Annotated in this window: 26 protein-coding genes; 10 read left to right on the forward strand and 16 right to left on the reverse strand. The window is 66.1% G+C overall.

The features are described 5' to 3' along the window. Window positions 1-5: 5 nt before the first annotated feature. Window positions 6-461, reverse strand: coding sequence for a phosphoribosyl-AMP cyclohydrolase (gene hisI / locus M9H71_RS00380; RefSeq protein ID WP_455403145.1), 456 nt, complete (start codon window positions 459-461; stop codon window positions 6-8). Between the two features lie 28 nt (window positions 462-489). Beyond that, the gene (gene folE / locus M9H71_RS00385) at window positions 490-1,179 is read right to left on the reverse strand and encodes a GTP cyclohydrolase I FolE (protein ID WP_455403146.1); all 690 of its coding nucleotides are present in this window, start codon (window positions 1,177-1,179) and stop codon (window positions 490-492) included. Between the two features lie 267 nt (window positions 1,180-1,446). Here folE and M9H71_RS00390 point away from each other — a divergent pair, with 267 nt between their 5' ends. Next, window positions 1,447-1,899 (forward strand): iron-sulfur cluster assembly scaffold protein, encoded by a 453-nt coding sequence (locus M9H71_RS00390; RefSeq protein ID WP_455403147.1) that lies wholly within the window; start codon window positions 1,447-1,449, stop codon window positions 1,897-1,899. 169 nt (window positions 1,900-2,068) lie between these two features. Here the strand turns inward: M9H71_RS00390 and M9H71_RS00395 are convergent, their stop codons facing one another. After that, window positions 2,069-2,959: a hypothetical protein gene (locus M9H71_RS00395; RefSeq protein ID WP_455403148.1), complete on the reverse strand. Its 891-nt coding sequence runs from the start codon at window positions 2,957-2,959 to the stop codon at window positions 2,069-2,071. A gap of 240 nt (window positions 2,960-3,199) precedes the next feature. On the opposite strand from M9H71_RS00395, the gene yidD reads away from it, so the two are divergent. Beyond that, a complete protein-coding gene (gene yidD, locus M9H71_RS00400) occupies window positions 3,200-3,589 on the forward strand; it encodes a membrane protein insertion efficiency factor YidD (protein ID WP_455403149.1) in 390 nt (129 codons plus the stop codon). Here the strand turns inward: yidD and M9H71_RS00405 are convergent. Both M9H71_RS00405 and M9H71_RS00410 read right to left on the reverse strand, forming a co-directional pair. Next, the gene (locus M9H71_RS00405) at window positions 3,576-4,313 is read right to left on the reverse strand and encodes a DUF3750 domain-containing protein (RefSeq protein WP_455403150.1); all 738 of its coding nucleotides are present in this window, start codon (window positions 4,311-4,313) and stop codon (window positions 3,576-3,578) included. The two genes, yidD and M9H71_RS00405, sit on opposite strands and share 14 nt — an antisense overlap. Window positions 4,314-4,432: 119 nt before the next feature. Next, a complete protein-coding gene (locus M9H71_RS00410) occupies window positions 4,433-5,686 on the reverse strand; it encodes an arsenic transporter (RefSeq protein ID WP_455403151.1) in 1,254 nt (417 codons plus the stop codon). A gap of 277 nt (window positions 5,687-5,963) precedes the next feature. On the opposite strand from M9H71_RS00410, the gene M9H71_RS00415 reads away from it, so the two are divergent. The 3 genes from M9H71_RS00415 to M9H71_RS00425 all read left to right on the forward strand — a co-directional run bounded on the left by M9H71_RS00415 (window position 5,964) and on the right by M9H71_RS00425 (window position 6,760). Further along, a complete protein-coding gene (locus M9H71_RS00415; protein WP_455403152.1) occupies window positions 5,964-6,173 on the forward strand; it encodes a cold-shock protein in 210 nt (69 codons plus the stop codon). Window positions 6,174-6,273: 100 nt separating this feature from the next. After that, window positions 6,274-6,519, forward strand: coding sequence for a transcriptional regulator (locus M9H71_RS00420; protein ID WP_455403153.1), 246 nt, complete (start codon window positions 6,274-6,276; stop codon window positions 6,517-6,519). 43 nt (window positions 6,520-6,562) lie between these two features. Beyond that, complete coding sequence (locus tag M9H71_RS00425; RefSeq protein ID WP_455403154.1) at window positions 6,563-6,760, forward strand: TenA/THI-4 family protein; 198 nt, start codon at window positions 6,563-6,565, stop codon at window positions 6,758-6,760. On the opposite strand, the gene M9H71_RS00430 is transcribed toward M9H71_RS00425, so the two are convergent. Both M9H71_RS00430 and M9H71_RS00435 read right to left on the reverse strand, forming a co-directional pair. After that, complete coding sequence (locus tag M9H71_RS00430; RefSeq protein ID WP_455403155.1) at window positions 6,750-7,178, reverse strand: DUF3574 domain-containing protein; 429 nt, start codon at window positions 7,176-7,178, stop codon at window positions 6,750-6,752. The two genes, M9H71_RS00425 and M9H71_RS00430, sit on opposite strands and share 11 nt — an antisense overlap. A 1-nt stretch (window position 7,179) precedes the next feature. After that, complete coding sequence (locus M9H71_RS00435; RefSeq protein ID WP_455403156.1) at window positions 7,180-7,812, reverse strand: TetR family transcriptional regulator; 633 nt, start codon at window positions 7,810-7,812, stop codon at window positions 7,180-7,182. Between the two features lie 95 nt (window positions 7,813-7,907). On the opposite strand from M9H71_RS00435, the gene M9H71_RS00440 reads away from it, so the two are divergent. Further along, complete coding sequence (locus tag M9H71_RS00440) at window positions 7,908-8,558, forward strand: O-methyltransferase (RefSeq protein ID WP_455403157.1); 651 nt, start codon at window positions 7,908-7,910, stop codon at window positions 8,556-8,558. 68 nt (window positions 8,559-8,626) lie between these two features. On the opposite strand, the gene M9H71_RS00445 is transcribed toward M9H71_RS00440, so the two are convergent. Both M9H71_RS00445 and M9H71_RS00450 read right to left on the reverse strand, forming a co-directional pair. Continuing rightward, window positions 8,627-8,851, reverse strand: a complete 225-nt coding sequence (locus tag M9H71_RS00445; RefSeq protein ID WP_455403158.1) for a hypothetical protein — start codon at window positions 8,849-8,851, stop codon at window positions 8,627-8,629. 68 nt (window positions 8,852-8,919) lie between these two features. Beyond that, window positions 8,920-10,038 carry an MFS transporter gene (locus tag M9H71_RS00450; protein ID WP_455403444.1) on the reverse strand — a complete coding sequence of 373 codons (1,119 nt, stop codon included), beginning with the start codon at window positions 10,036-10,038 and terminating at the stop codon, window positions 8,920-8,922. Window positions 10,039-10,263: 225 nt separating this feature from the next. On the opposite strand from M9H71_RS00450, the gene thrS reads away from it, so the two are divergent. Beyond that, the gene (gene thrS, locus M9H71_RS00455) at window positions 10,264-12,357 is read left to right on the forward strand and encodes a threonine--tRNA ligase (RefSeq protein ID WP_455403159.1); all 2,094 of its coding nucleotides are present in this window, start codon (window positions 10,264-10,266) and stop codon (window positions 12,355-12,357) included. 155 nt (window positions 12,358-12,512) lie between these two features. On the opposite strand, the gene M9H71_RS00460 is transcribed toward thrS, so the two are convergent. Beyond that, window positions 12,513-13,322, reverse strand: a complete 810-nt coding sequence (locus M9H71_RS00460; RefSeq protein WP_455403160.1) for a YfdX family protein — start codon at window positions 13,320-13,322, stop codon at window positions 12,513-12,515. A 291-nt stretch (window positions 13,323-13,613) separates the two neighbouring features. Between M9H71_RS00460 and M9H71_RS00465 the strand changes: the two genes are divergently transcribed. Continuing rightward, window positions 13,614-14,177, forward strand: coding sequence for a nitroreductase family protein (locus tag M9H71_RS00465; RefSeq protein ID WP_455403161.1), 564 nt, complete (start codon window positions 13,614-13,616; stop codon window positions 14,175-14,177). 69 nt (window positions 14,178-14,246) lie between these two features. Here the strand turns inward: M9H71_RS00465 and M9H71_RS00470 are convergent, their stop codons facing one another. Both M9H71_RS00470 and M9H71_RS00475 read right to left on the reverse strand, forming a co-directional pair. Continuing rightward, window positions 14,247-16,721 carry a putative bifunctional diguanylate cyclase/phosphodiesterase gene (locus M9H71_RS00470; protein WP_455403162.1) on the reverse strand — a complete coding sequence of 825 codons (2,475 nt, stop codon included), beginning with the start codon at window positions 16,719-16,721 and terminating at the stop codon, window positions 14,247-14,249. A 171-nt stretch (window positions 16,722-16,892) separates the two neighbouring features. Next, window positions 16,893-17,945: a hypothetical protein gene (locus M9H71_RS00475; RefSeq protein WP_455403163.1), complete on the reverse strand. Its 1,053-nt coding sequence runs from the start codon at window positions 17,943-17,945 to the stop codon at window positions 16,893-16,895. Window positions 17,946-18,188: 243 nt separating this feature from the next. On the opposite strand from M9H71_RS00475, the gene M9H71_RS00480 reads away from it, so the two are divergent. Beyond that, window positions 18,189-19,220: a patatin-like phospholipase family protein gene (locus M9H71_RS00480; RefSeq protein WP_455403164.1), complete on the forward strand. Its 1,032-nt coding sequence runs from the start codon at window positions 18,189-18,191 to the stop codon at window positions 19,218-19,220. Window positions 19,221-19,232: 12 nt separating this feature from the next. Here the strand turns inward: M9H71_RS00480 and M9H71_RS00485 are convergent, their stop codons facing one another. The 3 genes from M9H71_RS00485 to M9H71_RS00495 are packed head-to-tail and all read right to left on the reverse strand — an operon-like array spanning window position 19,233 to window position 22,820. Next, window positions 19,233-19,418 carry a hypothetical protein gene (locus tag M9H71_RS00485; RefSeq protein ID WP_455403165.1) on the reverse strand — a complete coding sequence of 62 codons (186 nt, stop codon included), beginning with the start codon at window positions 19,416-19,418 and terminating at the stop codon, window positions 19,233-19,235. Further along, window positions 19,415-20,530, reverse strand: a complete 1,116-nt coding sequence (locus M9H71_RS00490) for a PepSY-associated TM helix domain-containing protein (RefSeq protein WP_455403166.1) — start codon at window positions 20,528-20,530, stop codon at window positions 19,415-19,417. The genes M9H71_RS00485 and M9H71_RS00490 overlap by 4 nt, the downstream gene beginning before the upstream one ends. Before the next feature lie 28 nt (window positions 20,531-20,558). Further along, window positions 20,559-22,820 carry a TonB-dependent siderophore receptor gene (locus M9H71_RS00495; protein WP_455403167.1) on the reverse strand — a complete coding sequence of 754 codons (2,262 nt, stop codon included), beginning with the start codon at window positions 22,818-22,820 and terminating at the stop codon, window positions 20,559-20,561. A 152-nt stretch (window positions 22,821-22,972) separates the two neighbouring features. Between M9H71_RS00495 and M9H71_RS00500 the strand changes: the two genes are divergently transcribed. Further along, entirely contained in the window at window positions 22,973-23,608 is a 636-nt protein-coding gene (locus tag M9H71_RS00500; RefSeq protein ID WP_455403168.1) for a TetR/AcrR family transcriptional regulator, read from the forward strand. Between the two features lie 21 nt (window positions 23,609-23,629). Here the strand turns inward: M9H71_RS00500 and M9H71_RS00505 are convergent, their stop codons facing one another. Next, window positions 23,630-24,058, reverse strand: coding sequence for a CBS domain-containing protein (locus tag M9H71_RS00505; RefSeq protein WP_455403169.1), 429 nt, complete (start codon window positions 24,056-24,058; stop codon window positions 23,630-23,632). Between the last annotated feature and the right edge of the window lie 105 nt (window positions 24,059-24,163).

Raw genomic sequence — 24,163 nt, forward strand, 5'->3', positions numbered from 1 at the left:
CTCGGCTACTTGCCGTAGACCTTGTCCGGGTCGAACTTCCGCTCGCCGTCGGTTTCGATCAGCACCGGCACGCCGTCGCCGCCGCGGTCGATGCGCCGATAGAAGCAGGAGTGTCGGCCGGTGTGGCAGGCCGCGCCGCCGGTCTGATCGACCTTGATCCACACCGCGTCCTGATCGCAGTCGACCCGCATCTCCAGCACCTTCTGGACGTGACCGGAGGTTTCGCCCTTCTTCCACAGCCGCTTGCGCGAGCGGCTGTAGTACCAAGCCTCGCCGGTCTGGATGGTGCGATCGAGCGCTTCGTCGTTCATGAACGCGACCATCAGCACGTCGCCGGTCCGCGCGTCGGTGGCGACGCAGGTGACGAGCCCGTGCGAATCGAATTTCGGGCGCAGTACAACGCCTTCCTCGATGTCATCGGCTACAACGGGTGAAGAAGTTGAACGCGTTTCACTGGACACGATTGAATTGCCTTGCAGGATTCGCGTGTTAGCCGCGGTCCCTGACCATCGTCATGAACCGCGCCTGCTCCGCCGGATTGTCGCGGAACACGCCGGTGTAGCGGCTGGTGAAGGTGGTGGCGCCCTTCTTGGCGATGCCGCGCACCGACATGCAGGTGTGCTCGGCTTCGATCAGTACGGCGACGCCGCGCGGCTTCAGCACCTCGTCGATCGCTGCGGCGATCTGCGCGGTGAGATGCTCCTGGGTCTGCAGCCTGCGGCCGAAAATATCGACCAGTCGCGCCAGCTTCGACAGCCCGACCACGCGCTCCACCGGCGTATAGGCGATGTGCGCCTTGCCGTAGAACGGCATCACATGGTGCTCGCAATGCGAGGTGAAGCTGATGTTGCGGACCAGGACGAAGTCGTCGTAGCCGGCGGTTTCGCCGAAGGTGCGCTCCAGCACTTCCTTCGGGCACTGATGATAGCCCTGGAACAACTCGTCATAGGCTTCGACCACCCGGCGCGGGGTGTCGACCAGCCCCTCTCGATCGGTGTTCTCGCCGATATAGGACAGCAGCGTCTTCACCGCGGCCTCGGCTTCGGCGCGCGACGGGCGTGGCTGGTCGGGCTGCACCGCAACTTCAAGGAACTCGGACGGGTCGAGCTCGGCGGGCTGGAAGTCGGGGCGGCCCTCGGCCGGCATGTTGCCGCGGATCGGCTTGATTTTGGCGTCCATCTTCTCTCCGTTCGACCGGCCTTCGGGGGCCGGATGTGTCACCGGGCAGACGGGCGGACAACAGCCGGTCGTCTTGATCCCTTCGGCGAGCCCGACCGGCCAAGTGTCTGACCGATTTCGGCTCGCAACCTCCGCGCGGCAGAGTCGGCCGCACGGTGAGGCTTCATTTCGAAAGCCACGCTTCCTATATAAGACGACAAGCCGGAACCGCCAAGGTCGCCGCCTCCGGGCGACCGGCGTGTCGAGCGCCGGCACGGAATTCGCGGCATGCTCAACGACGTCTACAACAAGCGCATCATCGAACTGGCCGGTAATATTCCGCGGATCGGACGACTGGAGCATCCCGACGCCAGCGCGACCGCGCATTCGAAATTGTGCGGCTCCACGGTGACGATCGACCTCAAAATGGACGGCGACACCGTCACCGACTTCGCCCACATCGTGAAGGCCTGCGCGCTCGGCCAGGCCTCGTCGTCCATCATGGCGAGCCATGTGGTCGGCTCGAGCGCGAACGAACTCAGAGCGTTGCGCGAGACCGTGCGCAAGATGCTGAAAGAGAACGGCGCTCCGCCCGACGGCAAATGGGCCGACATCGCGATGCTGGAGCCGGTCCGCGACTACAAGGCCCGCCATGCCTCGACGCTGCTGACCTTCGACGCCGTGGTCGACGCGATCGGCCAGATCGAAGCCGAGCGCGACGGCGCCAAGGCGACGGCTTAAATCGCTGCTCGGCGGAGGCTCTTCAGCCCCAACGATCTCGAACCACAAGCGTCATTCCGGGGCGCGAGCGCAGCTCGCGAACCCGGAATCTCGACGTTGTGAAAAACAACGCACAACAATCTCGGGATTCCGGGTTCGCGCTTCGCGCGCCCGGAATGACGTTTCGGGATCAGTGCCCCGGCTGCGCGGCGGCCGTGCCGCCGGTGGGCAGCGCTTCGGCGGTCTTGGTGGCAGGGGCCGGCTGGGACGCGAACCGGTCCTGCACCGGCTTCGGCATGGTCGAGGCAACCGTCCTGGCCGGTTCGCTGCCGAGCCCGGGCAACAGATCGGCGATCGCCTGTGTGGTGATCAGATTGGTATCTTGCAGCTCGGCCCGCGACAATTCGTGCAGATCTTCCCACGGCGGCACGCTGAGCGCGAGCGACAGAAGATCGCCGGTGCCGCCCATCTCGAAGGTGAACTTAGCCAGCCGGCCGATGTCGCGTTCGACGATCGACATGTCCTGCGCGGTGTAGCTGGCGCCACGCGCATCCTCGGCGCGGTCCCCCATCCATATCTGATGCACCCGGACGCGGGCGCCTTCCGGCACGTATCGGGCCTGCCCGGACAACAGCAGGAACACGCACATGGATTCGCAATAGGCTTTGCCGTCGATCCGCGGCCGGTTGCCGAGCGGCGACGCCGCCGGCACGCTGGTCCCGACCGTGGTCGCCAGCCCCAGCTTGCGCCAGCGCCGCCCCAGCGTGATCGCGTCGTTGACCGAGCCGCCGCTCGAATCCAAAACCACGGTCGCGCCGGTCAGATTGCGGTCGCGGGCGAAGTCCTCGAAATCCTTGGGGGTGTCGGTGGTGACGATGCCGACGGCGCTGATCCAGCCGCCGCAATCCGGATCGCAGGCGACCCAGCCGAACTTCATCGGCTGCCGCCGGGCTTCGAGACTCGCGGCGCCTGCCGTGACGGGAATGCTGCTGTCGGCCGCGAACCCCAGTAGAACGAGCCCGAGCACTGCGACCCGCCACAGCGCCGAACCGGTCAAACAGGAGAGAACCACGCGTTCCAACCTAGCTTCCCTCGTCTCCAGCAGCACCGCGTGACAAGTTCCAACCCGAATCTGTCACGCCTCTGTTACCGAACCGTTGTGAAAAAGCTAACTTCGTTCAGACCCAAACACCACCGCGTTTTGCTGCGTTGCGCTCAACTGGGCGCGAGTTTCAGGTGAAGTGTTGCGCAAATGTCGGTGCGCTGCAGTTCCCCGCAAAGGAACCAGGCAAAGCGCCGCTCGTCGAAACGGCATCTGCTCATGCAACTACCAACTGGCGCAACTAACTGGATCGACGCCCTGCTGCGACTGCCGCGCAACGCCGGCCGTGGCTTGATCTGGCTGTACCGCCACACGCTGTCGCCGCTGGTCGGTTACAATTGCCGGCACTGGCCAACGTGCTCGATGTACGGCGACGAGGCGATCAGCCGGTTCGGGTTGTGGGCCGGCGGCTGGATGACGCTGGCGCGGCTGCTGCGCTGCCAGCCGTTCGGCACCTCGGGAATCGACTTAGTTCCGCAGGCCACACCGCCCGGCGCGCGCTGGTATCTGCCCTGGCGCTATGCCCGCTGGCGCGGCGTCAACGCGCCGCCACCGGAGCATGCCCCGTCATGCGGCTGCGACGCGCATCCGCCGGTTAGGCCGGACTGAGGCCGATCCGGCCGAGCCCCGGCAGCTTGATCGCCGGCCGGCGCAGGTCCAGCCCGAGCACCGCGCCGAGCACGTTGAGTTCGACGCCTTCGATCCAGCCGAGCGTCAGCCCGAAATAACCGCCGAGCGTAGCGCGAATGCCGGTGCCGGACGGCGTCACAGCGATCCAATCGCCGTCCCACGGATAGTCCTTTCCGATCGCGGTGGGCGGCAGTGTCGTTCGCAGCTCCGGCACCGCCGCCAGCACCGCGGCGACGAAGGTGTTGGAGTTCGGTCCCGGCCAGGCTCGATAGTCGCCATAGGCGGCGAGCCTGTAGCCTTTCACCGCGGCTTCGATCTTCGGGATCATCACCGCCGCCGCTTCGCCATCGGCCGCCGCGATCAGTTGCGGCTCGTCACCGAACCAGCGACCATCGGCGACGAAGCCGTTGACGCGGATCGGCATGCCCCACGCGGTGTAGTCGTAGCGGGTGTAACGCGACGCGCCCGCCGGCTTGACCACGATCCAACTATGCACCGCGAAGATGCCGCGCCACCGCACGGTGCGCGCGGCGAACACCCGCACCATCGCGTCCGGATGCTGCACGGCCGGCGGCAACAGCCCTGCGCTGGAGCGGTCGGCACTCTGCCAATCGACGCCGCGATCGCCCACCCAGTATTTTCCGGCCGACACGGCGATCGGCACGACCAGCAACACCAACAGGATCAGCACAAAACGTCTCACGCGGGAATGGTCGGTACGACGGAGGATGCTGGGAATATAGATACCCCCCCTGCCCTCGCCAGAACCGATCACGCGCTCGTGCTGGAACGGCGCGCGACGTCATCAGCGCGGCACTACGCTCACCACACGGCCGCGGCGAGCGCGGCGATCAACGCCGGCGGCGTCACGATCAGACCCAGCTTGAGGAACCGCCAGGCAGTGACTTCGATCTGGTTCCGCCGCAGCACCACCAGCCACAGGATGGTGGCGAGCGAACCGGTGACCGAGAAGTTCGGCCCGAGATCGACGCCGATCAGCAGCGCCGCGATGGTCTCGCGCGGCAGGTGGTTGTCGGCCGCGACCGAGCCGGCGACGAGGCCGACCGGCAGGTTGTTGCCGATGTTGCAGGCGATCGCGGTGACGATGCCGGCCACCCACGAGCCGAGCCGCGGCGCGTCGGCGACGGCCTCGCGCAGCAGGCCGCCGAGCGCGCCGATCACCCCGGTGCGGCTCAGGGCCTCGACCATCACGAACAGACCAGCGACCAAAGGCACCACACTCCACGACACCCCCTTCAGCAAGGGAACAGGCGATTGTCGCGCCACTGCGAGGACGGCGGCGGTGGTGACGAGACCACAGACGAAGGTCGGCAGGCCGAGCGCGACGTCGAGCGCCGAGGCGGTGAGCAGCACGATCGCGATCGCGCCGATACCCACCGCGGCGAGCTTGCCGCCGCGCGACAGATGCGGCGTCGCCACCTGGGTTTCGATCGTCTGACCGGCGAGCGCACGGCTCAGCGCGAACCGTAGCGTCAGATAGGTGACGACGATCGCCGCCAGCGACGGCAGCGTGAACTGCTGCAGCCAGCCGCCGAGATGCGGCATGTGTTCGCCGAACACCACGAGATTGGCCGGATTGGAGATCGGCAGTACGAAGCTCGCCGCATTGGCGATGAAGGCGCAGACGAACAGATACGGCAGCGGCGTCGCGCCGGCAGCACGCGTCGCGGCGTACACCGCCGGCGTCAGCACGATCGCGGTGGCGTCGTTGGACAGCAGCACCGTGACCAGAACGCCGACCGCATAGACCAGCAGGAACAAACGTTGCGGCGAGCCCTTGGCGTGCTCGACCGCGTAGGCCGCGAGGTAATCGAAAAGCCCCTCGCGCTGCGCCAGTTCCGCAATCAGCATCATGCCGATCAGAAACAGATACACGTCGATGCCGTTGCGCACGCCGGCGAGCGCATCCTGCCAGGACAGCAGGCCGAGCACGACAAGCGCCAGCGCGCCCGCCACCGCCCACACCGCCTCGGGCCAGCGCAGCGGACGAATGATCACGCCTGCGGTGGCGAGAGCGACGATACTCCAGGTCAAAATCGGATCGTGGGACAGCATGAAGCTTGGCATAGCGAGGTGAAACGCGTGCTGTGGAAGCGGAACTAACCGATAGGCGAAGACGCTGCGATTGTCTCTATCGGTACGGTTGCAGCCCATCCACACGGCGCGCGGCAATATAGTCCTTGTATGCCGGGCGCATATGCTATACGGTGCTGATCATTCGATTAGCCGCTGTGCCTTTCTGAATGCGCCCGCGGGCTCCTTCCCAAAGTCATCGATTAGTTGAAACGTCACGGGCCATGTTGGCGCGGGCGATATGCTTTGGAGAACGGAAATGACGACAGGTACCGTAAAGTGGTTCAACGGCCAAAAGGGTTTTGGCTTCATCGCGCCGAGCGACGGCAGCAACGACGTGTTCGTGCACATCAGCGCAGTTGAGCGCGCCGGACTGTCGGGCCTCGCCGAAGGCCAGAAGGTCTCGTTCGAAGTCAAGGTCGACAAGATGCGCGGCAAGAGCAGCGCCGAGAACCTCACGCTGGCTTGATCCAGCGTCTCCGTTTCACGGATGTACTGAAACGGAAGATGGGCCCGTTCGATCCTTGCGATCGAGCGGGTTTTGTCGCGCGTACCGAAACGAGGCGGATATGAGCGAAAACAAGACCACCGGGCCCTCCCCGACCAGCATCGAACGGGCCCGCCGCAAGCTCGTCGAGCAGCAGGACGGCGCACAACGGATGGCCGAGATCGAACGCGAGGCGGTTGCCGCGCGCAAGAACATGGCGCGGCTGCGCGAACTGCGACTCGCGCGCGAAGCCGAACAGGCCGCCGCGGCTCTGGCCGCCCCGCCGGCAGCGCCGAAGAAGCGAGCCCGCAAGACCTCCACAACTTGAAGCGTGCGGAGCGCTGGCTGCGCGGTCCCGGCTGGAGACGACGATGGCGACCGCCGACGATTTCAAGCTCATCCGCGACATCCATACGACCGGCGGCCGCCGTCAGGTGTTCGGCACGCGCGAGCAGAAGCCGTTCGAAGACCTCGTCACGCTCGGCTGGCTGAAACGCTCCTCGGTCGATTCCCGCGCGACGCATTATCAGATCACCGACCGCGGCACCGCCGCTGCGCTCAGAAGCTGACGCAGCTCGGCCGCACCGCCACCATCACGGCCTGCTGCTTGAAGCGCTGCTTATAGGCCTCGGTGATTTCGCGCAGCGCGACGCGCTTGGCCGGATCTTCCCCGAACACCAGCGTCACCAGCTTGGCTTTCTCGCGGACGATGGCGCCGCGTTCGCTGTCGCGCCACTGCCCAGCGCCGTCGACCACCGTCAGCCCATCCGGAAACCGCGGGGTGATTTCCTCGGCGGTGAAGCGCGTGAACTCCGCATCGCTGACGCCGAGCCGGTCGCCGATATTGCGGCCGAACGCCAGCTCCGCGCTCAGCATCGGTCGCGACGGCGGCACACAGGTCGGCGCCGGCATCGCCGCGCAGCCGGCGAGCGTCGCCGCGGTCCCGCAAGCGATCGACAGCCGCACGAGCATCGATGTCGCTGTCATCTCAACCTCGCCGCAGGGTTTTCAGATAAGCGCACAGCATATCGGCAACGGCGTCGGCATACGCCGTGATCTCGGCCGCCGTGCGCGGGCGGCTGGAGAAGTCCTTGCCGAGCGCGGCGATCGTGCGGCTGATCAGCTCCGCCGCCCGCAGGCGTGCGGCCTCTGAGCTGTGCGGCGCCGCCTCGAGCAAAAATGCCGCCATGGTGCCGTCCATCGCGCTGCGCGCCGCGCGGGCTTCCGGCGCGTCGCGATACAGCGGCGCGGCGTCGTCGAGCGCGCCGCGCACTTCGGCCTCCTCGCACTCGGAGCGGATGAAGGCGTGTACCAGCCGGCGGAGCCGCTGCGGCGGCGGATCGCTGCGGTCCTCCAGAATGTCGCACAGCATCTGCGAGGTCTGCCGCCACTCGTCGCTCTGCAGCCTGAACAGGATCGCGGCCTTGTTGGGGAAGTACTGATACAGCGAACCGACGCTGACGCCGGCCTTGTCGGCGACCCGCGCGGTGGTGAAACGCTGCGCGCCCTCCTTCGCCAAAACCTGAACAGCGGCTTGCAGAATGGCCGCGACCAGCTCGGTCGAGCGCGCCTGTTTCGGCTGTTTTCGCGAGAAAATTGAACCACTTCGGCGTTCGGCCATCGGCCCCTCGGGGAATGCGATTAGCGAATGCGAATAATTATTCGTATTTCTGAGAGCGCGCAATATCGCGCGGACCACTCTCCTCGGAGTTCGGAATGACCACCCTCACCACCCCACCGCTGGCACCGCTGCTGGCGCGGCTGTTCGACGAAGCCGACGCGGCCCCACCGCAGCTCGACCAGCTCCCGCCGGGCACAATGCAGATGATGCGCAGCAAGACCGACTACGCCACCTTGTACGGCCGGCTGAAAGACTATGCGCTGGCGGTGTCGCCCGAGACCGGCGTGCTGCTCTACATGCTGGCGCGAAGCTGCCGCGCCCGGACGATCGTCGAGTTCGGCACCTCGTTCGGAATTTCGACACTGCATCTGGCCGCAGCGCTGCGCGACAATGGCGGCGGCCGGCTGATCACCACCGAGTTCGAACACGCCAAGCTGGTCCGAGCCGAGGCCAACCTCGAAGCCGGCGACCTTGTCGATCTGGTCGAGTTCCGCGAAGGCGATGCGCTGCAGACGCTCAGCAGAGATCTGCCGGATCGCATCGACCTCGTGCTGCTCGACGGCGCCAAGGCGCTGTATGCCGACGTCCTCGACCGGCTCGAAAGCCGACTCGCGACGGGCGCATTGATCGTGGCCGACAATGCCGATCACTGCCCGGACTACCTCGCCCGCGTGCGCGATCCGGCGAACGGTTATCTGTCTGTGCCGTTCGCCGGCGATGTCGAGCTGTCGATGCGACTCGCCTGAGACCCCGACGGGGCCGCGTGCCCCGCCGTCCTGCGCCGGTGCCGCCGGCCGTAAGCGTTCAACGTCAATCAACGCACGTCCCGATACATCGCGATCGGCGTGCGCTGATGACGCCGCCGATCACGGATCCGCCTGGAGAATCTCATGGCCGCCCGTTCGATCGACGCCCCGCCCGCCTCCGCGCTGCCGCTGCACCACAGGCTGGCGCTGCACACCTGCCTGTTGTTCACTGCGATCGCGGCGCTGATCCCGCCCCACGCTTCGCCGACCAGCGCACCGATGCTGATCGGCACCCGCCTGCTGCTGACCGGAGCGAACTACGTGCGAATGCGGATCGCGAGGAAATGCGGCTTCTGCGCACTCAAGCGTTGCGGTCGCGCGTCGCAAGCACCACCATGCACAGCGCCAGCCCCAGCACTGCGGTGGAGACGTAACCGTTGACGTGCAGCAGCCCGGCCGCGAACAGCGCGCCGCCGATCGCCGAACCAACGGCCTGGCCGACATACAGCACCGAGGTGTTGAGTGACACCGTCGCGCCGGCGAGCATCGGATCGGCCGTCACCAGGCGGACCTGCTGCATCGAATTCGACGCCGCAAAGCCGAGCCCCCACACCGCGACAGCCGCCGCCATCACGGCAAAATGCCCGGCCCCGAAGGTCCAACCGGCGACGCCCGCCAGCATCAGCGAGGTGAACAGCGCCGAGGTGCGATACGCGCCCCAGCCATCGACGATGCGGCTGGCAATGACGTTGCCGGCGAAGCCGCAGACGCCGTAGATCGCGAACACCAACGCGATCGCCCCCGGCCCGGCGCCGGTCAAGCCGGTGAGCAGCGGCCCGAAGAAGGTGAACACCACGAACTGCCCGGAGGTCTGCAGTGACGATACCCCGAGCAGCGTCAGGATGCGGCGGCTGCGCCCCACGGCGGCCCAGGTGCGCAGACTCACCGGCGATGCGGTCAAGCCGCCCGGCAATCGCAACCACAGCAAAATGAAACTGATCAGGCCGATGCAGCCCACCGTCAGATAGGCGCCGCGCCAGCCGGCATGATCGGCCGCGAAGGTGACCAGCGGCACGCCGAGCGCCACCGCCAGCGACCAGCCGAGAAACACATAGGCCATCGTGCCGCCGCGCTTCTCGGCCGGCACGATCAGCGCCACCGCGCCGGCGGCCTGCGGCGTGTACAGCGCCCCGACCGACAGCATCGCCAGCCGCAGCACCAGCAGCACCGCATAGTTCGGCGCAAACGCCGAAGCGAGATTGCCGAGCGCCAGCACCGCCAGCGTCGTGGTCAAGAGCAGCCGGCGATCGATCCGGCTGGTCAGCCAAGCGGTGAGCGGCGAGCCAATGCACAGCACGATCGCCCCGAAGGTGATCAGCAGCCCGGCGTCACGGATCGTCACCCCGAGCCCGGACGCCAGATCCGGCAACATGCCGGCCGGCGCCAGAACCGAGGTTCCGGTGACGAAATTGCCGAGCATCAGGGCGGTGGGGGCGAACGAGCGGGACACCCTGCAAACGCTAGCAGGATTTTCATGCAGATGCATTAAAATTTCGCAAGCGTGTGGGCATCACGCGCGGGATCGGCCCGGCCGTTGCGAACCGGCGACCGGACCTGGTTCCTTGAATCGTCCGATTCCCCTGCTATACAGCCTCTTTCCGCTTACCTGCGCTCGTACGCAGGAGTGAGCCAGAGGAGCCTTCCGATGACCGATAAGACTTCGGGCGACAAGCTTTCGGGCGACAAGCCTTCCGCGTCCACCTCCGGCTTCCAATACACCCTCTCCAACCTCAAGCCGGTAGCCCCCATGGACCAGATCACCATCACCTTCCCCGACGGCAAAACCCGCGAATATCCGCGCGGCACCACCGGGCTCGATATCGCTAAGGGCATTTCGCCCTCACTCGCCAAGCGCACCGTCGTGATGGCGCTGAACGGCGCATTGACCGATCTCGCCGATCCGATCGACGACAACGCCGCGATCGATTTCGTGGCCCGTGACGATTCGCGCGCGCTGGAATTGATCCGGCACGACTGCGCCCATGTGCTCGCCGAAGCGGTGCAGAGCCTGTGGCCGGGCACCCAGGTGACCATCGGCCCGACCATCGAGAACGGCTTCTACTACGACTTCTTCCGCAACGAGCCGTTCACCCCGGAAGACTTCGCCGCGATCGAGAAGAAGATGCGCGAGATCATCGCGCGCGACAAACCGTTCACCAAGGAAGTCTGGACCCGCGACGAAGCCAAGAAGGTGTTCGCCGACAACGGCGAAGCGTTCAAGGTCGAGCTGGTCGACGCCATTCCCGAAGACCAGACCATCAAGATCTACAAGCAGGGCGAGTGGTTCGATCTGTGCCGCGGCCCGCACATGACGTCGACCGGCAAGATCGGCACCGCCTTCAAGCTGATGAAGGTGGCCGGCGCCTATTGGCGCGGCGACAGCAACAACCCGATGCTGACCCGCATCTACGGCACTGCCTGGGCCAAGCAGGAAGACCTCGACGCCTACCTGCATCAGATCGAGGAAGCCGAGAAGCGCGACCACCGTAAGCTCGGCCGTGAACTCGACCTGTTCCACTTCCAGGAGGAAGGTCCGGGCGTGGTGTTCTGGCACGCCAAGGGCTGGAGCCTGTTCCAGTCGCTGGTCGGCTATATGCGCCGCCGCCTCGCCGGCGACTACGACGAGGTCAACGCGCCGCAGATCCTCGACAAGGTGCTGTGGGAGACCTCGGGCCATTGGGAGTGGTACCGCGAGAACATGTTCGCAGCGCAGTCCGCCGGCGAGGACGCCGAGGACAAGCGCTGGTTCGCGCTGAAGCCGATGAACTGCCCGGGCCACGTCCAGATCTTCAAGCACGGCCTGAAGAGCTACCGCGACCTGCCGCTGCGGATGGCCGAGTTCGGCGTGGTGCATCGCTACGAGCCGTCGGGCGCGATGCACGGCCTGATGCGGGTGCGCGGCTTCACCCAGGACGACGCGCATGTGTTCTGCACCGAGGCGCAGCTCGCCGAGGAATGCATCAAGATCAACGACCTGATCCTGTCGACCTACTCCGACTTCGGCTTCGAAGGCGAACTGACGGTGAAGCTGTCGACCCGCCCCGAGAAGCGCGTCGGCACCGACGAGATGTGGGATCACGCCGAGCGCGTGATGGCCACGGTGCTGAGCGAGATCAAGGCCAAGGGCGGCAACCGGATCAAGACCGAGATCAACCCGGGCGAAGGCGCGTTCTACGGGCCGAAGTTCGAATACGTGCTGCGCGACGCGATCGGCCGCGACTGGCAGTGCGGCACCACGCAGGTCGACTTCAACCTGCCGGAGCGGTTCGGCGCGTTCTACATCGACGCCGACGGCGCCAAGAAGGCGCCGGTGATGGTGCATCGCGCGATCTGCGGCTCGATGGAGCGCTTCACCGGCATCCTGATCGAGCACTACGCCGGCAACTTCCCGCTCTGGCTGGCGCCGGTGCAGGTCGTCGTCACCACGATTACGTCGGAAGGCGACGACTACGCCAAGAAAGTGCTGGCGGCACTGCGCAAGGCCGGCCTGCGCGCCGACATCGATCTGCGCAACGAGAAGATCAACTTCAAGGTGCGCGAGCATTCGCTCGCCAAGGTCCCCGCCCTCTTGGTGGTCGGCAAGAAGGAAGCCGAGAGCCACTCGGTCTCCGTCCGCCGGCTCGGCAGCGAGGGTCAGAAGGTGATGCCCACCGACGAAGCCATCGCCGCGCTGGTGGACGAGGCGACCCCGCCGGACGTCAAGCGGATGCACGCCTCACCTGCCGTCGCGGCCGAGTAGGCCGACTGCCTCGAGCGGGGGCGACCTGCCCTCGCTCACCCGACCGGCGGCAGCGGCATTGCAGAAGCAATTCGCGTCCCTGCAAATGCCGCCGCCTGCCGGGGCCGGCCGAAGCGACGGCCGGAGATCATCCGTCGCTTCGACCGTAACGATCATCAATGGGTCGGCGAGCTTGCCGGCGACGGCGTGGTCGCGGACGGGCTAGCCGCCGCGGGCTTGGCGCTCGCTTGGCCGCTGGTGGTCGGCGCGGCCTTCGCGGCCGGAGCCGAACTGTTGGCCGCCGTATGCGGTTGCGCCTTGTCCTGGATATCGACCACCGAGTAGCGGACGCCGTTCTCGACCTGCATCAGCGCGCCGTTAGCCGCGTAGTACTTGCCGGCATCGAGCAGCTTGGACGCCTGATCGACACCCTTCAGGGTGGCGTCGACCGGAGCAACTTCGAGCGAGACCGCGACGTTGACGTCGTTCATCTTCAACGTCTCGAGCGCCTCCTTCTGCTTACCGGCCTTGAGCTGCGAATTCGCGGTCTTCATCGCGGCCACCTTGGCGGGTACGGCCGAGTAGTCCTCCTGCACCGTGATGGTGCCGTTGATCGGCAGCCACTTCACCGGCGTGGTCGAGGCCGTGCTCTGATGATCGGATTGCTGCGACTTGTCGGCGTTCGGCGGGATCAGCTTCATGTCGGCCTCGGCCTTCAGAAACACCGAGTCGTCGGTCTTGCTCTTCTCGAGCGACTCCATCGCCTTGTTGACGTCCTTGCGCGCCGCCTCGGGCTTGCCGTTGAACAGCGCCAGCCGCGCCTCGCGGATGTCCTGGAATGCGTTGAAGCCGTCCTTCGACAGCTTGGAGAAGTCCTGCGCGGCGACCTGATCCGGAGCAGCCTGGTGATCCGCCGCATAGACGGCGCCGCAGAGGGCGGTGGTTGCGAGAGCGATGGCGATGAGCGTTGTTCTGACACGAAGCATGATCGTTTCTCCTCAAATTAGCTGTCGAACGCGGTCATCGACTTCCGGTGATCGGTCGGCAGAACCCACGATGTCGAGTTCGCCCGGACAACGGCCGGACGACCGGCCGCGTTTCATTAAACTTCGGAAATCCTTGTGCCGCAGGCACTGCCAACCACCGCGCGCGATCCGTGAAACGGCATCGCGACTTGTTGGAAGCTCTCTGAAACGCGCTCCGACAGTCGATCGGACGCGTATTCTCTGCTAGAAGGTCCACCGATCATCATGCGACCCGATCGCCGGAGCCACGCCATGTCGGACGTCATTTCCTTCCTCGAAACCCGCCGCTCGGTGAAACCGCGCGAGATGACTGGCCCTGGTCCCTCGCCCGACCAGCTCGAAACGATCCTGACGATCGGCGCACGGGTGCCGGACCACGGCAAGATCGCGCCGTGGCGGTTCATCGTATTCGAAGGCGATGCCCGCGCCCGCGCCGGCGAGGTGATCGCCGACGTGTTCGCCCGCAAGAACCCTGGCGCAACCGCGGCCGAGATCGCCGCCGAGAAGGCGCGACTGTTGGAAGCTCCGCTGGTGATCGCGGTGGTGTCGTCGCCGAAGCCGCACCCCAAGGTGCCGGTCTGGGAGCAGGAGCTGTCCGCCGGCGCGAGCTGCATGAACATCGTCTCGGCCGCCACCGCGCTCGGTTACGGCGCCAACTGGCTGACCGGCTGGATCGCGTTCGATCCCGAAGTGCTGAGCGGCCTCGGCCTGCGCGGCGACGAAAAGCTCGCCGGCTTCATCCACATCGGCACCCGTCAGAAAGACATCGAGGATCGGCCGCGCCCGACGCTGTCGGAGGTGGTGACGAGGTTCTGAGCCTCGACGGCACCCCTCCCCGCGCGCAGGCAAAGAGGGCGACGGCGTCGGCTGACGGTTTGGTGAGTTCTACGCCGCCTGCGAGGCCCGTCGTCCAAACCGCATCAGCAGCCCGGAGATCTCCGCAGCCGGCCGCGCCGGACTGAACAGGAATCCTTGCACCTCGTGGCAGCCTTCAGCGCGCAGCGCATCGAGCTGCTCGATGGTCTCGACACCTTCGGCGAGCGTGGTGATGTCGAGGCTCCGCCCGAGGCCGGCAATGGCCCGGACGATCGCCAGGCAATCCGGCCGCTCGGTCAGATCCTTCACGAACGAACGGTCGATCTTGATCTTGTCGAACGGGAAACTGCGTAAGTAGCTGAGCGACGAATAGCCGGTACCGAAATCGTCCATCGAGATCCGCACCCCGAGGCTGCGGAGCTGATGCAGGGTCGCAAGGTTCGCCTCGCTGTCGGCGAGAAACAGCGACTCGGTGATCTCCAGCTCGAGCCGGTGCGGCACCAGGCTCGATTGCGCCAGCGCCGAGATCACAACCTGCACCAGGTTGCGGCTGCGGAATTGCACCGGCGACAGATTGACCGCGACCTTGACGTCGGACGGCCACGACGCGGCTTCCAGACACGCCTGCCGCAGCACCCATTCGCCGAGGCCGACGATCAGTCCGATGTCTTCGGCCACCGGGATGAAGTCGGACGGCGAGATCATGCCGCGCTCGGGATGGCGCCAGCGCAGCAGCGTCTCGAAGCCGCCGATGCGGTCTTCGGCCAGGTCGATCAGCGGTTGATAGTGCAGTTCGAACTCGCCGCGCGCGAACGCCTGCCGCAGGTCGAGCTCCATATCGCGCCGGATCTGCGCCTGGCGGTCCATCTCCTTCTCGAAGAAATGATGGCAGCCGCCGCCCGCGGCCTTGGCCCGGTACAGCGCCATGTCGGCATTGCGCGACAGCGCCTCGCATTCGTCGCCGTCGGACGGCGCCAGCGCGATGCCGACCGATGCACCGATCACCACTTCGAGGCCGTCCATGTCGTAAGGGGCACTGAGGATCTCGATCAGTCGCGCCGCGAAACTGCTGGCTTCGTTCGGCGTCGGCAGCGAGGTCAGCACGATCGCGAACTCGTCGCCGCCGAGCCGCGCCACCAGATCGCCGTCGCCGACCTGTTGCCGCAGCCGTTCGGCGACGCAGCGCAGCAGCCGGTCTCCCATCGGATGGCCGAACGAGTCGTTGACGTTCTTGAACAGATCGAGGTCGACGCACATCACCGCGACTATCGTGCCGCTGCCGCGCGCCTGCGCCAGCGCCTGCTCCAGCCGCTGCTGATAGAGCGCGCGGTTCGGCAGATTGGTGAGCCCGTCGTGATGGGCCATGTGGGCGATCTTGGCCTCGGCCTTGCGGCGTTCGGTGACGTCGACCACGGCGACCAGAAAGCCGTCGCGGCCGTCGAACATCACGCGGCGACCGAACGTCAGCACATGGATCTCGGAGCCGTCGGCTTTGATATGGCGCCAATTGCCCTCGGACTGATAGCTGTCGCGCATCTCCAGCAGCGTCTGGCCGTGCGCGATCCACTCCTCGCGCGGCCAGATCTCGCGCAGCGACATCCGCAGGAACCGCTCGCGCGGATAGCCGTAATGCGCCACCGCGGCGTCGTTGACGCTGAGGAATTCGAAGGTCTGGGCGTCGAACACCCACATCGGCATCGGATTGCCGTCGAATAGCAGACGGAACGACTCCTCACGCTTCTTCAGCGAGGTGACGTCCGAGATCGTCACCGACACCACGTCGCCGAACGCGGTGGCGCTGAGGCTGAGATTGCGATCGCCGCTGTCGACCGCGAAGGTGATGCAGGCGTCGGCATCGACCAGGTCGATCAGTCGGCCGGCGACGTCGGGGGTGCAAAGCAGATGATGCCCGACCGACAGCCGGCTCCAGCGCAGCTCGCTCACCGTTCGCCGCAGCAATTGCGACGCGCCTTGGTTGACGTGCACAATCTGAAAATCGAACGGGCGGCGATCGGCTCCGCGGATCGCGGTCAACGCGACGATGCCGTCGTCGGTGGAGGAGAAGATCGCATCCAAGAGATTGTAGCGCTGCGCCTCTTCGTTGACATAGACGCCGACTAGCGTGCCGCCCCAGCGCGAGGCGGTCGGCAGCGCGAGCAGCGTGTAGCGCTGCACGATGCCGTCGCGAACGCAATGCGCGGTGCCGATATGCGGCCGCTTGTTCTGCAGCGCGCCCGAGGCGGCCTGCGCCAGCGCGGTGCCGCAATCCGGTGACAGCGCATCGAGCGGAATGTCCCAGCGCTCGTCCCCGAGCCATTGCTGCGCGTAGCGGCCGGTGCGCGAGACTTCGGGTGTCTCGCCGTCGATCTCCAGCAGCACCAGATGATCGGCGAGCCGGCCGAGACTGCCGAGCATCACCTCCTCGTAGCTCGGCAGCGACTGTCCGGGCTGGATCGCAGCATACCACTTGCGCTGCAGCACGGTTAAATCGGCAGCAAGCTGACTGGTCGAATTTTCGGAAAGTTGAGTGACGGCAGCCGACACGAGTAGCGCCCCGCGGATGAGAACTGCGGCGCAGTCGAGCTATTCCCGATTAAGACGATGTAAACGCAGCGCGCCGCGAGGCGCAAACCCCTGATTATGAAGGTTTTAAGTCGCGGAATGGTTATTTCGCGTTCAGGACTGTGACGCTGCGCCCATTGTGGCCGCGAGGTCTCAGCGCGCCAGCACCTCGACTTCGCCGTCGACGCCGTTGACGACGTTGAAGCCGCGTTCGAACACCTTGCCTTCGTTCTTGGCGATGGCGCGGTACTCGCCTTCCGACAGCACCACGCGCGGGAAGGCGCCGATCGATTCCTTGATGACGTCGCCGCCCGGCGTCAGCACCGACCAGGAGGTGTTGGCGAGCGCCTCGCCGCCCTTCTCGCCCACCAGCTTCAAGGTGATCACCGCGGCGCGGTGCGTGATGGTGACATCGGTGAGCTTGCCGGCCTGGACGCGGATGTCGGAGCGCACCACCGAATTCGCGTCGCCATAGTTGGAGACGATGTAATAGGTGCCTTCGGGCACCAGCGCGACGTCGCCGGCGGCGACGTTCGGCAGCAGCGGCGCGCGCTGGGCGTTGTCGAACTGGCTGCCCTTGTAGATCGTGAACGAGATCTGATTGGACGGAATTCGCGAGCTGCCGACCTTGCCTTCGATCCGAAGACCGCCGGCGGGAAGCACAAAATTCTCACGTTCGGTATCGGCCTTCACCGTCACCGGCCGCACCGCGCTGACCAGTCCGAGCGCGACGTGCACGACATAGTTGCCCGGCGGCAGCAGGATGTTCGGGTTGGCGCCGTGGTCCTCGCGCACCAGCTTGATCGAACCGCTCTCGTCGGGACGATCGGAGTACACCCGCCACACCAAGCCGCTGTTGATCACCGGCTGGTCCTTGCCGTAGCGCGCGGTCAGCGCCAAGACGCCCTGCGGCGCGGCGGTAACCGGAGGCAGCGGAGACACCGCCGGGGGCGTGACCGCGGCGACCGGCGGCTGGGTGAGCGGCGCCGGAAGATTCGGCACCGCGGCCGGGCCGCCCTGCGGCGCCAGGCTGATCGCTCCACCGGCGGGCGGCTCGGGGACCGAGGCCGGCGGCACCGGCGGCGGCCGTTCACCGAACAATTGCGCGGCGGCGGGCTGGGTGAGCGCCAGCACGCACACGCCGACCATTCCCCAACGGGCCGCCCTGCGCAGCCAGCTCCCGATGATGTTACCCCTGAAATCCATCGCGATGGTTTTCACCGAAAACGCGGCAAATTCAAGCCGGTCCGGTGCCGGGCCGAGCCGGCACTGAACTGGGCGGTATGGGCGTGTTGCTCGTGATTGCGTCACGATTCTCCCCTAGTCCCAGCCGCCCAAGGCATTATTCATGCTTTCAGAACGCCGTGGCACGATGAAGCGACGCGAGTCGCGAGCCGGATCGGCCCGGACTGCAATGACTGCAATGGACGACGAGTTCAGGAGAGAGCCGTGCTGGAAAATCTGATCGGACGCGGGCATGCGAACCCGCCGGCACAGGACAAGGTCGGCCTCGACAGCATCCGCAGGCCGGTGATCGGGCTGGCGCTGGGCGGCGGCGCGGCACGGGGCTTCGCTCATATCGGGATCCTGCGCACCCTGCTGGCCAATGGCATTACGCCCGACGTGGTGGTCGGCACGTCGATCGGCGCGGTGGTCGGTGGCGCGTATGTCGCCGGTCATCTCGACACGCTGGAGGAATGGGCACGGCGACTGCAGCCGCGCAACATCTTCGGCTATCTCGACATCCGGCTCAATGGCTCCGGCCTGATCGGCGGCAGCAAACTGGCCGCGCAGCTCGACGCCACGCTCGGCCAGATCCTGATTCAGGATCTGACGCAGAAATTCGCCAGCGTCGCGACCGAGGTGGCGACCGGTCACGAGATCTGGCTGACGCATGGCCGCATCGTCGACGCAGTGCGCGCCTCTTACGCCCTGCCCGGCATCTTCTCGCCGGTGTTGATCGGCGACCGCTGGCTGGTCGACGGGGCACTTGTCAATCCGGTGCCGGTGTCGGCGGCTCGCGCGCTCGGCGCCGAAATCGTGATCGCCGCCAACGTCTCCAGCGACGTGTTCGGCCACGGCACCACGATCTTCTCTCACGGCAACGCGATGCCGGCACCGCCGGAGCCCGAACCCGAGGAACCGGTATCGCCGAAGCGCGGCTTCACGCGGTTCTTTTCGCCGGAACGGTTCGTCAAACAGGAATTGTTCGGCAGCCCCGAACGTCCGGGCATCTCCAAGGTGATGACCGACGCGTTCAACATCATGCAGGACCGCATCACCCGGGCCAGGCTCGCTGGCGATCCGCCGGATCTCTTGATCTCGCCGCGGGTCGGCCGGATCGGCTGGTTCGATTTCCACCGTGCCGACGAGATCATCGCGCACGGTGCCCGCGCCGCCGAGCGGGCGATCGACTCGATCCGCGAGACGATCGAGGAAGCCGTTCCGCAGCCCAAGGCGACGGTGCCGGTGGAAACCTGAGCGGCGACCCGATCAATGGCCGCCGCAGGGGCCACGCCTGACGACGCACAGCGCGATCGTCACCAGCGGCAACGCCAGCGCGCCCCAGCACAGCAGCCACCACAGGCCGCCCTCCCCGATCAGGGCGGACAGCAATCCGAATACGGTCGAAGCCGCGAGCGCGAGCGGCCACAGCCATTGTCGTCGCAATGCGCTCATGATGCGGCGCTTCCGGCAGGCTCGACATCGCCGCGGCGCGGGCGCTTCGCCCACCACAGATACAGGCCGCTGATCAGGACCACGATGGTGGCGACGTCGAACAACGCCCAGATGATCTTCAGCGGCAGCCCGCCATAGTCGCCGAAATGCAGCGGCTGCGACATGAACAGTGCGGTCGCGTACCACGGCATGTCGCGCACCGAAACCACCTGCCCGGTCGACGCATCCGCCAGCGCCGGCTTGAGGATGCGGCTCGTGATCGGCGTGTTGCCGGTGAGAAAGATCGCGACGTGCGACGGGGTGGCGAACGGCGTTCCCGGAAACGCCACCGTCATCACGTTCATGCCGGGCACCGCGGCGCGCACGTCGCGCAGCACCGCGTCGATCGATGCACGCTGTCCTTCGATCTCGGCCGGCTTCGCCTGCGCCGCCATCTCGACGAGCTGATTGGCCTGCCAGGCGAGTTCGATCGGCGCCGCCAGCGTGTTGATGACGCCGGTGAAGCTGACGACGCCGAACCAGGCGAGCGTCACGATGCCGAGCAGATTGTGCAGGTCGAGCCATGTGCGCCGGCGGCTGCCGTCCGTCCGGACGACGCCGAACGCAAGACGCCGCGTGAACGGACCGTACAGCACGACGCCGGAGACGATCGCGATCACCAGCAGCAGGCCCATGGAGCCGAGAAACAGCGTGCCCGGCACACCGCCGAATAGATCAAGATGCAGCCGCGTCATCACATAGAGGAAGCCCTCGTTCGGCTGCGGGATCTCGATCTGCCGCCCGGTGCGGGTGTCGAACACCTGATAGTGAAACGTGGCCGGATCGGCCGTCATCGAGACTGCGGTCGGCACCTTCAGAATCGGATGATCACGATCGTAGAACAGATACGGCACCACCTCGCCGGGCCGCGCCGCCAAGGCCCGCGCGATCATCGAATCCACCGAGACCGTGCCGGGCGCCGCCGTCGTGGCCGCCAGCTGCAGATCAGGACCAAGCTCGTCCTTGAAGATCAGCGGCAGGCCCGTGAGGCAAAGCAGCAGCGCGAACAGCGTGCAGACAAGGCTGCTCCAGCGATGCACCCACACCCACAGCCTAACGGCGCGCCGCGTCATCGGCGGCGCGCCCCTCTGGCGTCGATCCTCACCACCGGTACTTGATCCCCGCCAGAACCGTGCGGCGATTGCCGAACTGGCAGTAGAATCCCGACGAGCAGCTCGAATAGTATTCCTTGTCGAACAGGTTGTTGACGTTGAGCGTCAGGGTCGTGCCCTTCAGACGCGGCGCGACGTTCGCGAGGTCGTATTTCAACGCCGCATCCACCACCGTATAGGCCGGTGTGCGCAGCGTGTTGGCATCGTCGCCGTAGCTGGCGCCGACATGGCGGATGCCGCCGCCGAAGGTCAGACCGCTGACCTGGCCTGACCGGAACGTGTAGTTCGCCCACATCGAGCCGAAGAAGTCCGGCACGGCCTGCGGCCGGTTGCCGATGATCGACACAGTCGTGGATTTCGCCACACGGGTATCGAGGAAGGTCAAGGCGCCGATCAGCTCGAGGCTGTCGGTGACGTTGCCGCGGGCTTCGAGTTCAACGCCCTTCGAGCGGATCTCGCCCTGCTGAACATTGAAGCCCGGCACCGATGACGGCGTCAGCACGTTCTGCTGGCGAATGTCGAACACCGACGCGGTGAACAGGATCGGCAGGAAAGTCGGCTGATATTTGATGCCGCCTTCGTATTGCTCGGCGGTGGTCGGGATGAACGGCTGCCCGTCGGCACCGACGCCGGTGACCGGCTCGAACGACGTCGAATAGCTGACATAGGGCGCGACGCCGTTATCGAACAGATACAGCAGGCCGGCCCGATAGGTGGTCTTGTCGTCCGACTGATTGGAGCGCGATCCGGCAAGACGGCTCTCGGTGCTCTGCTCGGCCCAATCGTGGCGAACACCTAGCGTGGCGCGCCAGCCGCCCAGGCTGATCTGGTCCTGCGCATACAGCCCGGTCTGCGTGAGCTTCTGACCGCTGTCGATCAACGACGCGAGCGGACCGACCGGCTGATTGTACTGCGGATTGACAACGTCGAGCGAAGTCGCGCCGCCGAGCTGGTAGGTCCAGTTGCTGAGCGTGTTCTGATAATCGACGCCGGTGATGACCTTGTGCTGCAGGGCGCCGGTGGCGAAATCGAACTGGACGCGATTGTCGGTGGAGAGGCCGCCGACGTCCTCGATCGAGCGCAGCGCCCAGCGCGGGATCGTGCCGGTGGCGGTGAGCGGTCCGCTCATCTGCAGCGACTTGAAATCGATGTCGACGTGCGAATAGCGCAGGCTCGACTTGACGCTGACGACCTCGTTGAGCCGTTTGTCGAACTGATAGCCGATGCCGTACTGCTCGCGCTCGAACGAGTCGAAGCCGGGATCGTCAACATTGAGCTTGGAGTTCAGGTATGGCCGGTACTGCAGCGGCGCCAGCGAGGTCGGATACAGCGAGTTGAAGTAGCCGCCCTTCGGGTCCTTTTGGTAGTAGCTCTGGATGGTGAAACGCGTGTCCATGTCCGGCGCCCAGGTCAGCGCCGGCGCGACGGCGAAACGCTGCTCGTCGACATTGTCATACCGCGTGCCGGAGGTGCGGCCGATCGCGCTCAGGCTGTACAGCCAATGCCCATCCTTATCGAGCGCGCCCTGGCTGGTGATGCCGGACTGGAAGCGGCCATAGCTGCCGCCTTCAACGCGAACTTCATTGTAGGGCACTGCGCTCGGCATCCGGCTGATCTGATTGACGAGACCGCCCGGGCTGGTCTGCCCGTACAGCACCGCCGAAGGCCCTTTCAGCACCTCGACGCGGTCGAGCAGAAACGGATCGATCGCGGTGTTGGCGAAGGCCTGGCCGCGCGGCAGCTTCAGCCCGTCGAGGAAGCCGACGTAGTTGGTCGCGGTGCCGAACGCGCCGAAGCCACGGATGAAGACGCTGTCGTAGCGGGAATTGGTGTCGGCATCCGACAGCACCCCGGCGCTGTAGCGCAGCGCGTTGGCCACTGTCTGAACGTTCTGGTCGTCCATCTGGCGGCGGGTGACGGTCGAGATCGACTGCGGGGTTTCCAGCACCGGCGTGTCGGTCTTGGTGGCGGTCGCCGAGGTCCGGGCGGCATAGCGATCGGACGTGTTGCTCGCGTTGACCGGCCGCGCCGCGGGCGCCGCAGGTTCTCGCGCCGATGTTCGCGCCGGCACCGCGCGCGAAGCCGCGGGAGTCGGCTGCGCCCGGCGTACCGCGCGACGTTCGGAGGACTGCACGGTGACCGGCGGCAACGCCACCGACGTCTCCTGGGCGCTCTGCGCCATCGCCTCCGGTCCGCCCGACAGCGATAGCGCAACCGCGACTCCGGCGACGATCTTATTTTGGTGTCCCATCCGCTCTCCCCCAGATACCTCGCCTTCACAGGCGGGCGGGGAAATAAACGGGACGGGACCGTCCTGTCCAGATCGATTGCCAACCGATTGCAAATCTGGGATTGGAATTGCTCGAAAGACTCGCCTCGTCGCACCGACGATCAAGGACCTCGATGCCGACTTCGACGATCACTTCCAAAGGCGGCCGCCCGCGCAAAAGCGATGTCGAAGCCAAGTCGCTTCACATCATCGAGACGGCGTCGCGGCTGTTCGCGCAGCAGGGTTTCGCCGCGACCTCGGTCGAGCAGGTCGTGGCCGCATGCGGCGTCGGCAAGGACACGGTGTATCGGCGCTTCCCGTCGAAACTGGCGTTGTTCGAGGGCGTGGTCGAGCATGCCCGCGTGCAAACGCTGGCGCATTTCCAGACCGCGATGGCGACACAGACCGGCGACGCGCTGACGCAGCTCCGCGCCGCGGCGCGCTGGCTACTGGCCGTCAATCTCGATCCGACGCTAATCGCGTTCAAGCGGATCGCGTTCAGCGAGGCGCTGGTGGTCGGACAGGCCGTCGCAAGCCGGACCGATGATCCGATCATGGATCGGTTGCTCTGGTTGATCGACGACGCACAGAACGCCGGCGCCCTCGCCCGCGGCGACGCGCGCTTTCTCGCAGCACAGCTCATCAACTGCATCGCGGTCGGGCCGATGCTCAACGCCATGCTGGGCGGCACGACCTATGCGTCGTCCCGCGCCCAGAACGCTTATTTCGACAAGGCCTGGACGCTGTTTCTCGACGGCGCGCGCGCCTGAGCCACAGTCAGGCCGCTGCCGTCAGGCCGATTTGATATAGTCGTGCAGCGCCTGCTGCTCGTGCTCGTATTCGGTCAGTCGCGATTTGACGATGTCGCCGATCGAGATCAGTCCGACGACGCGGTCTTGCTCCATCACCGGCAGATGCCGGAACTTGCCCGCCGTCATCCGCTCCATGATCTGACCGACGGTGTCGTCCTGGCGGCAGGTCATCACGTCCCGCGTCATCACCGCGCCGACCGGCGCATCCAGCATCGCAGCGCCGCGGTCGGCGAGTACGCGAACCACGTCGCGCTCCGACAAGATTCCTTCGAGCCGAGCGCCGTTCATGACCAGCACCGCCCCAATGCGGCGCTCGGCCAACGTTTTCACCGCGACCGCGAGCCGAGCATCGGCCTCGACAGTGTGAATGTAACGCCCCTTGGATTCCAGAATCGCAAGCACGGTCATGGTCGCCTCCCATAGGCCGCCGGCCGAGCCGGGCGGCTCTCGTTGTGACACTTGCAGCGGATCAGTCACGGCGATGGGCGGAACGGGCGCTCGACCAGATCGGCG

This window comes from Rhodopseudomonas parapalustris, assembly GCF_053772255.1.